Here is a 13,054-nt window from a genome sequence, read left to right as displayed (position 1 = left end):
GTTGTAGGGGGAGCTATGAAAACGCAATTTCAATTTATTAATGACTGCTTAATCGAAAACCAATCTTTGTGGCGATTCGAGCCTTTTAAAAGCAGCATTCACACATCATTACCTTGGCAGGAGCAACATCCTCGACTGTGCCAATGGCTAGCGTCTCTTACTCCCTCTCAAATCGAAGAATACAAAGCAGCACCAGAACTCGCGTTAAAAGCACTTAGTCCGTTTTTGCCTGAGCTTGAACAACTCGCAAAACTGACTCATTTAGAGCTTTTGTCGTTAAACGGCTTGGAACTCGCTCGTGGTTTAGATAACGGTATTCCGGGACGTAAGTTGGAGCAAATTAGCTCGATGGGTGAAGCTGCAATTCAACAACACTGTGGCGAAGAATGGCTAGAATGGTGCTCAGGTAAAGGTTACTTGGGGCGAATCCTGACCACGCAAACCGATCAGCCTGTAACCAGCTTTGAATACCAACAAGCACTGTGCGATTCGGGACAACAAGCAGCCAATGAACATCATTGGAAGATGACGTTTATTCAAGGCGACGCGTTTGATAGCAAAGCGAAAGCCGTGTTTAAGCCAACGCAACACGCAGTAGCACTGCATGCATGCGGTGACCTTCACGTTCGTCTAATGCAGTACGGCAGTGAAAATGGGATTGCTGCGATGACCATATCACCTTGTTGTTACCACTTGATTCAGTCGGAACAATACCAGCCGATGTCGGAATCGGGCAGGGCTTCTTCTCTCTCATTGTCTAAGCAAGAACTGCGTATCCCATTACAACAAACGGTGACGGGAGGAGAGCGCGTGCGTCGTCATCGTCAGCAGGAAATGATGTTTCGTCTTGGGTTTGATTTGATCACGCGACAAGCTTTGGGAATGGCAGAGTATCAGCCTGTGCCGAGTATCCGTAAGTCGCAATTAAGTGATGGTTTTGAATCGTTCTGTCGCTGGGCAGCGGAGCAAAAAGGCATTGTTCTTCCTCAAGAAATCGATTTCTCTCATTTTGAAAAGTTAAGCGAACAACGCTTCTGGCAAATGGAGAGAATGAGCTTAGTGCAACTTGTTTTTCAACGTCCGTTGGAGATCTGGCTCGCATTAGATAAAGTGCTTTATCTTGAAGAACGTGGTTACCGTGTTAGATTGTCAGAGTTTTGCCCTAAATTGGTCACACCTAGAAATATTTTAATTTGTTCATATAAGATTTAGTTATTCTTTATAGCCAAACGCTCTATATGAAAAAGCCCACTTATGAGTGGGCTTTTGTAAACAAAACGTGACAAGTTATGTTTTATTTTGTCATTAATTAAACATAGCGATAGCTTGAGTTGGTTCAACGTATTCCAAGTCAAAGCTTTCTGCTACTTCTTTACACGTTACTTTTCCGTGAATAACGTTTAGACCTTCAAGGAAGCCTTTATCTTCTAGAAGTGCTTCGCGGTAGCCTTTATTTGCTAACTTCACGATGTATGGAAGTGTAGCGTTGTTGAGTGCAAATGTTGAAGTGCGAGCAACTGCGCCAGGCATATTTGCTACACAGTAGTGAACCACTTCATCAACGATGTAAGTTGGATCTGCGTGAGTTGTCGCGTGCGAAGTTTCGAAACAACCGCCTTGGTCAATTGCCACGTCAACCACTGCCGCACCAGGCTTCATCTTAGCAATGTGCTCTTTAGTGACCAGTTTAGGTGCTGCTGCGCCAGGAATTAGAACGGCACCGATAACAAGGTCCGCTTCTAGAACATGCTTCTCGATAGCGTCTTCAGTAGAATAAACCACTTTTGCGCGACCTTGGAATTCTTCGTCAAGCTTACGAAGTGTGTCTACGTTACGGTCTAGAATGGTGACGTCAGCGCGAAGGCCAACCGCCATACGAGCAGCGTTTGCACCAACAACGCCACCACCAACGATAACGACTTTTGCAGGTTCAACACCAGGTACGCCGCCTAGGAGCAGACCACGACCGCCGTGCGATTTTTCCAACGTTTGCGCGCCAGCTTGGATAGACATCCGACCTGCCACTTCTGACATTGGTGCTAACAGTGGCAAACGACCCATATTATCTGTTACAGTCTCATAGGCTATACAGACAGCTTTGCTCTTGATTAGCTCATCAGTTTGTGGAAAATCTGGTGCTAGGTGTAAATAAGTAAATAAAATTTGCCCTTCGCGGAGCATTGCTCTCTCTACTGCTTGGGGTTCTTTTACTTTTACAATCATGTCTGCTTGCGCAAATACGTCAGCAGCATGAGGGAGAATGGATGCGCCGACAGCGATGTAATCATCGTCTGAAAAACCAATGCCGGCACCTGCATTGGTCTCAACTAAAACTTGGTGACCATGTGAGATGAGTTCTCTCACGCTAGCTGGGATCATACCAACACGATATTCGTGATTCTTGATTTCCTTAGGTACGCCAATGATCATCCTGTATCCTCTTTCTATAATGGTTGTATTAACTGTTAGTAGGGTGTTATTGTCGAATTAATAACTAGTATAGTTATAGATTTGTAAAATTTGGCACCAAATATTAAAAAGTTGTAGTATATTTTTTTGCAAGGAAGTAATAAGGTGGAATAAAAAATGGCAGACAACTATAAAAAGCCGTCCAAGGAACTAGACCGTATCGACCGCAACATTCTTAATGAGCTGCAGAAAGACGGTCGTATTTCAAACGTTGAGCTTTCAAAACGTGTGGGACTTTCTCCAACGCCATGTTTGGAGCGTGTACGTCGCTTAGAGCGTCAGGGTTATATCACAGGGTATACTGCATTATTGAATCCGCAGTTCCTGGATGCATCACTATTAGTATTCGTTGAGATTACGCTAAACCGTGGTGCGCCGGATGTGTTTGAGCAGTTTAACTCAGCTGTTCAAAAGCTAGACGACATACAAGAGTGTCACCTTGTTTCAGGTGACTTTGACTATCTTCTTAAAACCCGTGTATCAGATATGGGTGCTTACCGCCGACTATTGGGCGATACGTTACTACGTCTACCTGGCGTAAATGACACTCGCACATACGTTGTTATGGAAGAAGTGAAACAATCTAACCAGCTTGTGATCAAAACTCGTTAATTTCTTGCAAAGAAAGCGGTATATGCTTCCGCTTTCGCCAGAGAGTAATTGGGTTTTTCTCCTTGATATGGTTAAATCAATTTACCGAGCGGCTTGATGCCGCTCGGAATGTTTTGCAATTTCCTATTTCATTTCCATATTCAAGTTGATTTATGTTCAAAGAGAACGCAAAGAAAGTCGAAACCATTATCAAAACCAGTGAAGAGCCCCAGTCTTCACGCTTAAATGGCTTCCAACGCTTAAAAGAGTGCTGCTTTATCGTTGGCGTTCTTAGCTCGGTATTGCTTGCGGTTGCACTATTTACCTTCAGTCCGGCCGATCCTTCTTGGTCCCAAACCGCATGGGGAGGGGATATCGATAATGCTGGTGGCCTTTTCGGCGCTTGGCTAGCCGATACTCTATTCTTCACATTTGGCTCTCTCGCTTACCCAATCCCTTTCTTGCTAGCGGCGGCTGCATGGGTGATTTGCCGTAAACGAGGAGAAGATGAGCCCATTGATTTCATGCTATGGGGTACAAGGCTGCTCGGTCTGGTCGTCCTTATTATGACCAGTTGCGGTCTTGCCGATATTAATTTTGATGACATTTGGTATTTTTCATCCGGAGGTGTGGTCGGGGATGTGTTGTCTAGCCTCGCTTTACCTACATTGAATGTACTCGGTACCACATTGGTATTGCTGTTCTTGTGGGGAGCGGGCTTTACGCTCTTCACTGGCATCTCATGGCTTAACATCGTGGAATGGCTTGGTGATCGTGCGTTAGCACTAATTGCCGCGCTTGCAAATAAGGCAAGAGGTTCAGAGCAGGAAGTTTTAGAACCTCAGCTTGATGAGTTTGTAGAAGACAAAGTCTCTACGCCTAAACACAATGTAGACCATGAAATTGATGATGAGCCGCTTCCTCATTTAACGGCGTACGATGTCGATGAACCGAAAGAGCCGGCGCCAGCGCATGAGTATCCTATTTATATGCCGCAAGCGAAACCTGATAAGCCTGCGGAACAGGCGATGGTAGAACCGACGCCACCACAACGCAAGGCTACGGTTAATGCTGCGCCAGTTTATTCTGAACCTGAGCCTCAAATACAACCTATCCATACGGTTAACACTGATAACGTTGATCCGCTCTTGGAACGCACCAAGCAACTGAATGTTACGATAGAAGAGCTTGAAGCAGCGGCGCAACAAGCAGATGACTGGGGAACTGAAGAACAGGCAGCACCATCATTTGCAGACACTTACTCTTCCTATGTAGAGCCACATACAGCTACAGAAGAACCGATCAGTGTTGAACCAGATTATGCGGAGTACGAACAATTTGAAGCAGAGCAAGTACAGCCGCCAAGTATTGAGCATCCTGTACATGAAGAGCCTGCAATTGATTCTGCTGTATTAGATAGCATCACGGCGCAAACAGAATCGAGCCAACATATTGAGCCTACGATCTCTGACTTTGATGTGTTAGATGATGAAGACGAAGTGGAATCTCAGCCTGCACAGCAAGCACAGCCAACAACGCCTCATCAGCAAGTTGCAACACCTTCAACAACATTTGAACCTGCACCTCAAAAAGTGGAGGTGGAAGAGGTCCAAGACAACGACCAAGATGTTACCGCATTCCAAGATATGGTTTCCAATGCGCAAGCCAAAGTCGCTGCAACACAGAACCCATTTTTGGTACAGAAAGAAGAAAACTTGCCAGTTCCGGAAGAGCCACTCCCAACGCTCGAGTTGCTTTATCATCCAGAAAAACGTGAAAACTTTATCGACCGTGATGCGCTAGAGCAGGTCGCTCGATTGGTAGAGAGCAAACTCGCTGACTACAAAATCAAAGCCGATGTGGTTGGTATTTATCCTGGTCCAGTGATCACTCGTTTTGAGCTTGATTTGGCGCCAGGGGTGAAAGTAAGTCGTATTTCTGGTCTTTCAACTGACTTAGCGCGTGCATTGTCTGCGATGGCGGTACGTGTTGTGGAAGTAATTCCTGGCAAGCCTTACATCGGTTTGGAGCTGCCAAACATGAGTCGTCAGACGGTCTATTTATCTGATGTCATCAGTAGCCCTCAGTTTGAGCAAGCAACGTCACCAACAACGGTTGTGCTAGGTCAAGACATTGCGGGCGAAGCTGTGGTGGCAGATCTTGCGAAGATGCCTCATGTGTTAGTAGCAGGTACAACAGGTTCTGGTAAGTCGGTGGGTGTGAACGTGATGATTTTGAGCATGCTGTATAAAGCAGGTCCAGAAGATGTACGCTTCATCATGATTGACCCGAAAATGCTAGAGCTTTCTATTTATGAAGGTATCCCTCATCTTCTTTCTGAAGTTGTGACTGATATGAAAGACGCATCAAATGCTCTGCGTTGGTGTGTGGGCGAGATGGAACGTCGTTACAAATTGATGTCGGCATTAGGTGTACGTAATGTGAAGGGCTTCAACGAAAAATTGAAGATGGCAGCAGAAGCGGGCCACCCAATCCATGACCCGTTCTGGCAAGAAGGCGACAGCATGGATACTGAACCGCCATTGCTAGAAAAGCTGCCTTACATCGTCGTTGTTGTTGACGAATTTGCTGACCTAATGATGGTGGTAGGTAAGAAAGTTGAAGAACTGATTGCTCGCTTGGCGCAAAAAGCGCGTGCGGCAGGTATTCACTTAATTCTTGCGACTCAGCGTCCATCGGTTGACGTTATTACCGGTCTAATTAAAGCGAACATTCCAACTCGTGTTGCGTTTACGGTATCGACTAAAACGGACTCTCGTACAATCCTAGATCAAGGCGGCGCAGAATCACTACTTGGTATGGGTGATATGTTGTATCTACCGCCGGGATCAAGTCATACAACTCGTGTTCACGGTGCATTTGCATCAGATGATGATGTTCATGCTGTTGTAAACAACTGGAAAGCGCGTGGTAAACCGAACTACATTGAAGAGATCATCAGTGGAGATCAAACTCCAGAAAGTCTATTGCCAGGTGAGCAAATGGAAGCGGATGAAGATGTAGACCCGCTCTTCGATCAAGTTGTTGAGCACGTGGTTCAATCACGTCGAGGTTCGGTTTCCGGTGTTCAGCGCCGATTTAAGATAGGTTACAACCGTGCCGCCCGTATTGTAGAGCAGCTTGAAGCGCAGGGCATCGTAAGTGCTCCGGGTCATAACGGTAACCGTGAAGTACTGGCACCTGCGCCACCAAAAGATTAATGAACTTGTTTTACTCACCTCAGTCCAACTGAGGTGAGTGGTTCTAATAATAGGTATCTGAATGAAAAAACTATTTTCAGCGAAACTTTTCTCTGCGCTTGTTTTAAGCTTTTCCCTCTTTTCTACCGCACACGCAGCATCTCCTAAAGATGAATTAAACAAACGCCTTTCTATGAATGATGGCTTCAGTGCGGATTTCTCTCAGCAGGTTATCAGCCCTGAAGGCGAAACGGTGATGGAAGGAGAAGGTACGGTTGAAATCGCTCGCCCAAGCCTGTTCCGTTGGAGTACAACATTCCCCGATGAGAACCTATTGGTCTCTGACGGTAAGACATTGTGGTACTACAGCCCATTCATCGAGCAAGTGAGCATCTACTGGCAAGAGCAAGCAACAGAGCAAACGCCATTTGTTTTGCTAACGCGTAACCGAGCAAGTGATTGGAATAACTACAAAATATCTCAAAAAGGTGACCAGTTCACTCTCATTCCTACCGCAGTAGACTCCACACAAGGTCAATTCCAGATTAATATTGATGCCAAAGGTGTGGTGAAAGGCTTCAACGTGGTTGAGCAAGACGGTCAAAAAGGTTTGTTCACCTTTAACAACGTGAAGCTGGGTAAACCAAAAGCAGACAGATTCACATTCACAATTCCAAAAGGTGTGGAAGTGGATGACCAAAGGAATTAATTGGTAGTGAGTAATTACACATTAGATTTCTCGGGGGACGAAGATTTTCGTCCCCTTGCTGCTCGTATGAGACCGGAAACGATCGAACAATACATCGGACAGCAGCACATTTTAGGCCCCGGTAAGCCACTGCGCCGTGCGCTAGAGGCGGGTCACATTCACTCTATGATCCTTTGGGGACCACCAGGCACAGGCAAAACGACATTAGCGGAAGTGGCTGCAAACTATGCCAATGCTGAAGTAGAGCGTGTGTCTGCGGTAACGTCTGGTGTGAAAGAAATCCGTGCTGCAATCGAGAAAGCACGTGAGAACAAAATGGCGGGCCGCCGCACCATCTTATTTGTGGATGAGGTGCATCGCTTCAACAAATCTCAACAAGACGCGTTTTTACCGCATATCGAAGATGGCACGGTTACCTTTATTGGTGCGACGACAGAAAACCCATCGTTTGAGTTAAACAACGCATTGCTGTCACGTGCACGTGTCTACAAGCTAACGTCTCTCGATAAAGATGAAATCTCACTGGCGCTGAATCAAGCGATCAGTGACAAAGAGCGTGGCTTGGGCAATACACCCGCACATTTCGCTGATAACGTATTAGACCGCCTAGCAGAACTGGTCAACGGTGATGCTCGCATGTCTCTCAATTATCTTGAGCTGCTCTACGACATGGCAGAAGACAATGCGCAAGGTGAAAAAGAGATCACGCTTAAGTTGCTGGCTGAAGTGGCAGGGGAGAAAGTCTCTCGCTTCGATAACAAAGGTGATATCTGGTATGACTTAATCTCTGCTGTCCACAAATCCATTCGTGGCTCTAACCCAGATGCGGCGCTTTACTGGGCTGCACGTATGATTGCTGCGGGTTGTGATCCTCTTTATATTGCCCGTCGATTACTTGCGATAGCATCGGAAGATGTCGGCAATGCGGACCCTAGAGCCATGCAAGTGGCACTCTCCGCGTGGGACTGTTTTACACGCGTTGGTCCAGCAGAAGGTGAACGTGCGATTGCTCAAGCTATTGTTTATCTCGCGTGCGCTCCAAAGAGTAATGCCGTTTACGTTGCTTGGAAACAAGCGCTAGCGGACGCTCATAACTTACCTGAATATGAAGTGCCGCATCACCTTCGAAATGCGCCAACCAGTTTGATGAAAGACATGGGTTATGGGGCTGAGTATCGTTATGCTCACGATGAGCCTGGTGCTTACGCAGCAGGTGAGCAATATTTGCCGCCTGAAATGGGCGATCGTAGGTACTATCAGCCGACAAATCGTGGTCTGGAGACCAAAATCGGCGAAAAGTTAGATTACTTGGCTACTTTAGACGCAAATAGCCCACAAAAGCGCTATGAAAAGTAGGCGTTTTTGGATACATTTGTTTAGTAAATTTTTTTAACGCGTACGCTTGGAAAGTGCGCGTGATTTCACAACAAAAAGCATAGGATTAACAATGCTGGATTCTAAATTACTTCGTACAGAGCTGGATGAAACAGCTGCTAAACTGGCGCGTCGTGGCTTTAAGCTAGACGTAGATACTATTCGTAAACTTGAAGAACAACGTAAGTCCATTCAAGTAGAAGTAGAAAATTTACAATCCACGCGTAACTCCATCTCCAAGCAAATCGGCCAAAAAATGGCGGCTGGCGACAAAGAAGGCGCAGAAGAGATCAAGAAACAAATCGGTACGCTAGGTAGCGATCTTGATGCGAAGAAAGTTGAACTTGAGCAAGTAATGGCTCAACTAGACGAATTCACGCTTTCTGTACCAAACATCCCAGCAGATGAAGTGCCAGATGGCAAAGATGAAAACGACAACGTTGAAATCTCTCGTTGGGGTGAGCCAAAGTCTTACGACTTCGAACTGAAAGATCACGTTGACCTAGGCGAAATGGGCGACGGTCTAGACTTCGCAAGTGCAGTTAAGATCACTGGCGCACGTTTCATCGTGATGAAAGGCCAATTCGCTCGTCTACACCGTGCAATCGCTCAGTTTATGCTAGATCTTCACACTGAAGAGCACGGCTACACAGAAATGTACGTACCTTACCTAGTAAACTCTGACAGCCTATTCGGTACTGGTCAGCTTCCTAAGTTCGGTAAAGATCTTTTCCACACTGAGCCTTTAGCGGAAAAAGTAAACGACGAAGAGCCACGTAAACTGTCTCTAATCCCTACTGCAGAAGTACCTGTAACGAACCTAGTTCGTGACACGATTTCTGACGAAGCGGATCTACCAATTAAGATGACAGCGCACACGCCATGTTTCCGCTCAGAAGCAGGTTCTTACGGTCGTGATACTCGTGGTCTGATTCGTATGCACCAGTTCGACAAAGTTGAGCTAGTACAAATCACTAAGCCAGAAGATTCAATGAACGCACTAGAAGAGCTAACAGGTCATGCTGAGAAAGTTCTACAACTTCTTGAGCTTCCTTACCGTAAAGTGGTTCTATGTACAGGTGACATGGGCTTTGGCGCTCGTAAGACTTACGACCTAGAAGTTTGGGTTCCTGCTCAAGAAACTTACCGTGAAATCTCTTCATGTTCTAACATGTGGGACTTCCAAGCTCGTCGTATGCAAGCGCGTTTCCGTCGTAAAGGCGAGAAGAAACCTGAGCTTGTACACACGCTAAACGGTTCTGGTCTTGCTGTAGGTCGTACAATGGTTGCTATTCTAGAAAACAACCAAGAAGCAGACGGCCGCATTGCAATCCCTACAGTACTTCAGAAGTACATGGCAGGCGCAACGCACATCGGTTAATTCATTAACCACTAGAACACCAAAACCCAGCCTTAGTGCTGGGTTTTTTGTTATCTGCGTCGAGTGAAAATACGTTGTTATGTAAATGTAGGATGAGGTATTGCATAGTTAGCCTAAATTATAAAAACCAGTCCCTAATGATATTTTTCTAAGCTTCATTGAGCATGACAAGCTCCTCCAAAATATTAAGAGGAGGTACTTTCATGGCTTCAATAAGAATAAGCGGCTCTGTTGGCTTAGGTGGTAAAAATGTGGATGCTGATATTCGTACGGTACAAAGGTCTATTAACCAATTGCTTGGTTCTTTAAAGGGAGTAAAGGAACTTAAAGTGGATGGGAAACTAGGCTCTAGACCGGAAAACTCCAAGACTGTCGGCGCAATTGAAAAACCTTGTTGGGATGGCTCGTCCAGATGGAAGGATAGATGTGAATGGAAGAAGCCATCGTAAGCTGAATGATTATTTAAAACGAACACCTGAGACTATGGTGGCATATACGTTACCTTTGGTTGGCTCAAGAGATGCGTTGACGGACTTGGATTATCGCAAAGTAGCTGAAACTCTTAGATGCGAAGTCGCTGCTATTAAAGCTGTAGCGGAAGTTGAGAGCCGAGGAGAAGCCTACTTTAGCAATGGTAAGCCAAAGATTTTGTTTGAGGCTCATATATTTTCGAGACTCACTTCAAGAGCCTACGATAACAGTCATCCAAGTATTTCAAGTCGGCATTGGAATCGAAGTCTGTATGTTGGTGGTATCTCAGAATACGTACGTTTAAATAAAGCGATTGAACTGAATTCAAATGCAGCAATCCGCTCCGCATCTTGGGGACGTTTCCAAATTATGGGCTTTAATTTCAAGTTAGCTGGTCATGTTACCGCTGAATCCTTTGTTAAGGCTGTATTCGAGTCGGAGAAGAAACAACTTGAGGCTTTTGTTACGTTTATCCAAAAGTCTGGCTTAGGTGAACATATAAGAGATAAAAATTGGGCTGCCTTTGCTCGTGGTTACAATGGTTCTGAGTATCAGAAAAATCAATACGACGTCAAATTAGAAAAGGCTTACAAAAAATATGCTTCGATTAAAAATGCTGCGTAACATTTCTTTGCTTGGACTTATTTTTAGTTCATCTGCTTGTGCTTCCAGCCACACTAATACTGCGCTATTTAAGTGTGATGCTTCACATCCTAACCGTCTAGAAATATCAATAGAAAATATAAACAGTCAGGTTCTACTGTCGGAGCTTAATTTAGGGGGGAGCAGTATTGAAAGAACCTTAGTTATAAAGGACTTTAAATTAGACCAGTATCATCGAGCGTTGGTAGATGAGAAGTCACTGGAATTTAGTATTGGTGAGCGCGTCATATTAGTCAGTGAGTACTTTAGCGAGGAGTTTGGTGAGGTAGAGAAGATACTCAGTGTTACTTTGAGAGAGCCTGAGCAAACGCAGTACTTTGAATGTGAGGAAGGGAGTATGAGTAACCTTGCATTGCTTTTCCATGAGAGTGCCGAATAATCGTTTGCAGAATAATTATTACCAAAACGTAATAGTGTTTTCGAATTTACCCTAATTATCTTGTTATTTGTAATCGATATACTCATCCACCTTACCACGGTAAGTAGATTTTCTCATTCAAGTAACGAGGAGGGCTTATGGCCGTAGGGTGGGCAAACGACGATAGCGTCAGCCAACAAATTCAAAACACAATAGACGACGAGATTTCCCGTGTTCGTGGCAGTATCACAAAGGGTGAGAGCGCCCATTACTGCGATGAGTGTGGTGATGAGATTCCAGAAGCGCGTCGTCTTGCAATGAAAGGCGTTCGTTTGTGTATCGAATGTCAGTCAACAATCGAATTGGTATCTCAACGCCAAGCATTGTTCAATCGACGAGCGAGTAAAGATAGTCAATTTCGATAGCTTTACTGCTCTAATAAATAACGAGACGGTTTGAGTCTCATACTCAAACCGTTTTCGTATTGAATTGAACTATGAAGCGAAGCAGTCTTTACGTTGTAACGCAGCATCAATCGCATTCACTAACTTTTCAATATCTTCTGGCTTGCTGATGAACGGCGGCATCATATAAATCAGTTTACCAAATGGACGAATCCAAACTCCGTGTTCAACAAACAAGGCTTGGATGGTTTCCATATTCACAGGGCGATACGTCTCCACTACGCCAATGGCACCTAGCCAACGGGTGTTCTTCACCAACTCGTATTCTTCAAGTTTTGGTAGTAACTCAGAAAACAGCGTTTCAATTTGTTGGGTTTGTTGCTGCCAATTACCTTGTTCAATCAATTGCAAACTTGCAGTGGCAACAGCGCAGGCGAGTGGATTCCCCATAAAGGTTGGACCGTGCATAAAACAGCCTGCATCACCACCACAAACGGTGTCTGCTACGTGTTTGCTCGCCAGGGTCGCAGAGAGGGTCATGTAGCCGCCAGTGAGTGCTTTCCCGACACACAGAATGTCTGGTTGAATGTCTGCATGTTCGCAGGCAAACAACTTACCGGTACGACCAAATCCGGTAGCGATCTCATCTGCAATCAATAACAAGCCGTATTTGTCGCAAAGCCTACGCACGCCTTTGAGAAATTCTGGATGGTAGATGCGCATGCCGCCTGCGCCTTGAACAATAGGTTCTAGGATCACCGCAGCAAGTTCTTCATGGTGCGTTTCAATCTTGTGCTCGAAGTCGGTAAGGTCCTCTGGCTTCCATTCATCCCAATAACCACAAGTTGCTGACTCCGCAAAGATATGCTCAGGCAAAAAGCCTTTGTAAAGAGAGTGCATTGAGTTATCAGGATCGGTAACCGACATAGCCGCAAAGGTGTCGCCGTGATAACCGTGTCGCAAAGTAAGAAACTTCGGTCGGCGTTCGCCTTTTGCATGCCAATATTGCAGTGCCATTTTTAAGCTGACTTCTACGGCAACGGAGCCTGAATCGGCAAGGAATACATGTTCAAGGTTATTTGGTGCAAGGGACAATAGCTTTTTACACAAACTGATTGCTGGCTGGTGGGTAATCCCGCCAAACATCACGTGAGAGACCTGATCGATTTGCTGGTGAGCGGCTTGATTTAAATGCGGATGGTTGTAGCCGTGGATCGTCGACCACCAAGAAGACATGCCATCGACCAGCTCAGTACCGTCTTCCAATTTAATATGAACACCATTTGCCGATGCCACTGGGTAGCAGGTCAGAGGTGTCAATGTCGAAGTGTAAGGATGCCAGATATGCTGGCGGTCGAAGGCGAGATCCATGTGCGATTCCAATAATAATTGAGGTTAAAAAACAGACAGGTGTAAACTTTGATCTTTTGCGTT

At 45.4% G+C, this 13,054-nt stretch carries 12 protein-coding genes; 10 read left to right on the top strand and 2 right to left on the bottom strand.

The genetic code is table 11. The annotated features are described in order from the left end of the window. Window positions 1-15: 15 nt before the first annotated feature. Complete coding sequence (locus R8O11_RS14335; RefSeq protein ID WP_318194238.1) at window positions 16-1,212, top strand: methyltransferase; 1,197 nt, start codon at window positions 16-18, stop codon at window positions 1,210-1,212. 93 nt (window positions 1,213-1,305) lie between these two features. Here the strand turns inward: R8O11_RS14335 and ald are convergent, their stop codons facing one another. Further along, on the bottom strand, window positions 1,306-2,430 hold the full coding sequence (ald, locus tag R8O11_RS14330; RefSeq protein WP_005378241.1) for an alanine dehydrogenase: 1,125 nt from the start codon (window positions 2,428-2,430) through the stop codon (window positions 1,306-1,308). Window positions 2,431-2,586: 156 nt separating this feature from the next. Between ald and lrp the strand changes: the two genes are divergently transcribed. The 9 genes from lrp to R8O11_RS14285 all read left to right on the top strand — a co-directional run bounded on the left by lrp (window position 2,587) and on the right by R8O11_RS14285 (window position 11,641). Continuing rightward, window positions 2,587-3,081, top strand: coding sequence for a leucine-responsive transcriptional regulator Lrp (lrp, locus tag R8O11_RS14325; RefSeq protein ID WP_005378234.1), 495 nt, complete (start codon window positions 2,587-2,589; stop codon window positions 3,079-3,081). A gap of 152 nt (window positions 3,082-3,233) precedes the next feature. Next, entirely contained in the window at window positions 3,234-6,281 is a 3,048-nt protein-coding gene (locus tag R8O11_RS14320; protein WP_025766892.1) for a DNA translocase FtsK 4TM domain-containing protein, read from the top strand. 61 nt (window positions 6,282-6,342) lie between these two features. Beyond that, complete coding sequence (lolA, locus tag R8O11_RS14315; protein WP_005388103.1) at window positions 6,343-6,969, top strand: outer membrane lipoprotein chaperone LolA; 627 nt, start codon at window positions 6,343-6,345, stop codon at window positions 6,967-6,969. Beyond that, window positions 6,970-8,325 (top strand): replication-associated recombination protein A, encoded by a 1,356-nt coding sequence (locus R8O11_RS14310; RefSeq protein WP_017821702.1) that lies wholly within the window; start codon window positions 6,970-6,972, stop codon window positions 8,323-8,325. It begins immediately after the preceding gene. A 91-nt stretch (window positions 8,326-8,416) separates the two neighbouring features. Continuing rightward, window positions 8,417-9,724 carry a serine--tRNA ligase gene (gene serS, locus R8O11_RS14305; RefSeq protein WP_005378225.1) on the top strand — a complete coding sequence of 436 codons (1,308 nt, stop codon included), beginning with the start codon at window positions 8,417-8,419 and terminating at the stop codon, window positions 9,722-9,724. Window positions 9,725-9,927: 203 nt separating this feature from the next. Then, the gene (locus R8O11_RS14300; protein WP_285399639.1) at window positions 9,928-10,173 is read left to right on the top strand and encodes a hypothetical protein; all 246 of its coding nucleotides are present in this window, start codon (window positions 9,928-9,930) and stop codon (window positions 10,171-10,173) included. Further along, entirely contained in the window at window positions 10,151-10,819 is a 669-nt protein-coding gene (locus R8O11_RS14295) for an N-acetylmuramidase family protein (RefSeq protein ID WP_318194237.1), read from the top strand. The genes R8O11_RS14300 and R8O11_RS14295 overlap by 23 nt, the downstream gene beginning before the upstream one ends. After that, a complete protein-coding gene (locus R8O11_RS14290) occupies window positions 10,809-11,237 on the top strand; it encodes a hypothetical protein (protein WP_262627721.1) in 429 nt (142 codons plus the stop codon). Before R8O11_RS14295 ends, R8O11_RS14290 begins: the two co-directional genes overlap by 11 nt. 137 nt (window positions 11,238-11,374) lie before the next feature. After that, window positions 11,375-11,641 carry a DksA/TraR family C4-type zinc finger protein gene (locus tag R8O11_RS14285; RefSeq protein ID WP_213965350.1) on the top strand — a complete coding sequence of 89 codons (267 nt, stop codon included), beginning with the start codon at window positions 11,375-11,377 and terminating at the stop codon, window positions 11,639-11,641. A 69-nt stretch (window positions 11,642-11,710) separates the two neighbouring features. On the opposite strand, the gene bioA is transcribed toward R8O11_RS14285, so the two are convergent. Next, the gene (gene bioA / locus R8O11_RS14280) at window positions 11,711-12,991 is read right to left on the bottom strand and encodes an adenosylmethionine--8-amino-7-oxononanoate transaminase (RefSeq protein WP_318194236.1); all 1,281 of its coding nucleotides are present in this window, start codon (window positions 12,989-12,991) and stop codon (window positions 11,711-11,713) included. Window positions 12,992-13,054 lie beyond the last annotated feature (63 nt).

The sequence above is a fragment of the Vibrio sp. 1288 genome (genome assembly GCF_033344475.1).
The sequence above is the reverse complement of the archived record's forward strand: the minus strand, read 5'-3'. Positions and strand labels throughout refer to the sequence as shown.

What these genes read in the sequence shown, in the direction of transcription:
- R8O11_RS14335 (WP_318194238.1), top strand. Translation starts at nt 16, where the DNA reads ATGAAAACGCAATTTCAATTTATTAATGACTGCTTAATCGAAAACCAA.
- ald (WP_005378241.1), bottom strand. Translation starts at nt 2,430, where the DNA reads ATGATCATTGGCGTACCTAAGGAAATCAAGAATCACGAATATCGTGTT.
- lrp (WP_005378234.1), top strand. Translation starts at nt 2,587, where the DNA reads ATGGCAGACAACTATAAAAAGCCGTCCAAGGAACTAGACCGTATCGAC.
- R8O11_RS14320 (WP_025766892.1), top strand. Translation starts at nt 3,234, where the DNA reads ATGTTCAAAGAGAACGCAAAGAAAGTCGAAACCATTATCAAAACCAGT.
- lolA (WP_005388103.1), top strand. Translation starts at nt 6,343, where the DNA reads ATGAAAAAACTATTTTCAGCGAAACTTTTCTCTGCGCTTGTTTTAAGC.
- serS (WP_005378225.1), top strand. Translation starts at nt 8,417, where the DNA reads ATGCTGGATTCTAAATTACTTCGTACAGAGCTGGATGAAACAGCTGCT.
- R8O11_RS14300 (WP_285399639.1), top strand. Translation starts at nt 9,928, where the DNA reads ATGGCTTCAATAAGAATAAGCGGCTCTGTTGGCTTAGGTGGTAAAAAT.
- R8O11_RS14290 (WP_262627721.1), top strand. Translation starts at nt 10,809, where the DNA reads ATGCTGCGTAACATTTCTTTGCTTGGACTTATTTTTAGTTCATCTGCT.
- R8O11_RS14285 (WP_213965350.1), top strand. Translation starts at nt 11,375, where the DNA reads ATGGCCGTAGGGTGGGCAAACGACGATAGCGTCAGCCAACAAATTCAA.
- bioA (WP_318194236.1), bottom strand. Translation starts at nt 12,991, where the DNA reads ATGGATCTCGCCTTCGACCGCCAGCATATCTGGCATCCTTACACTTCG.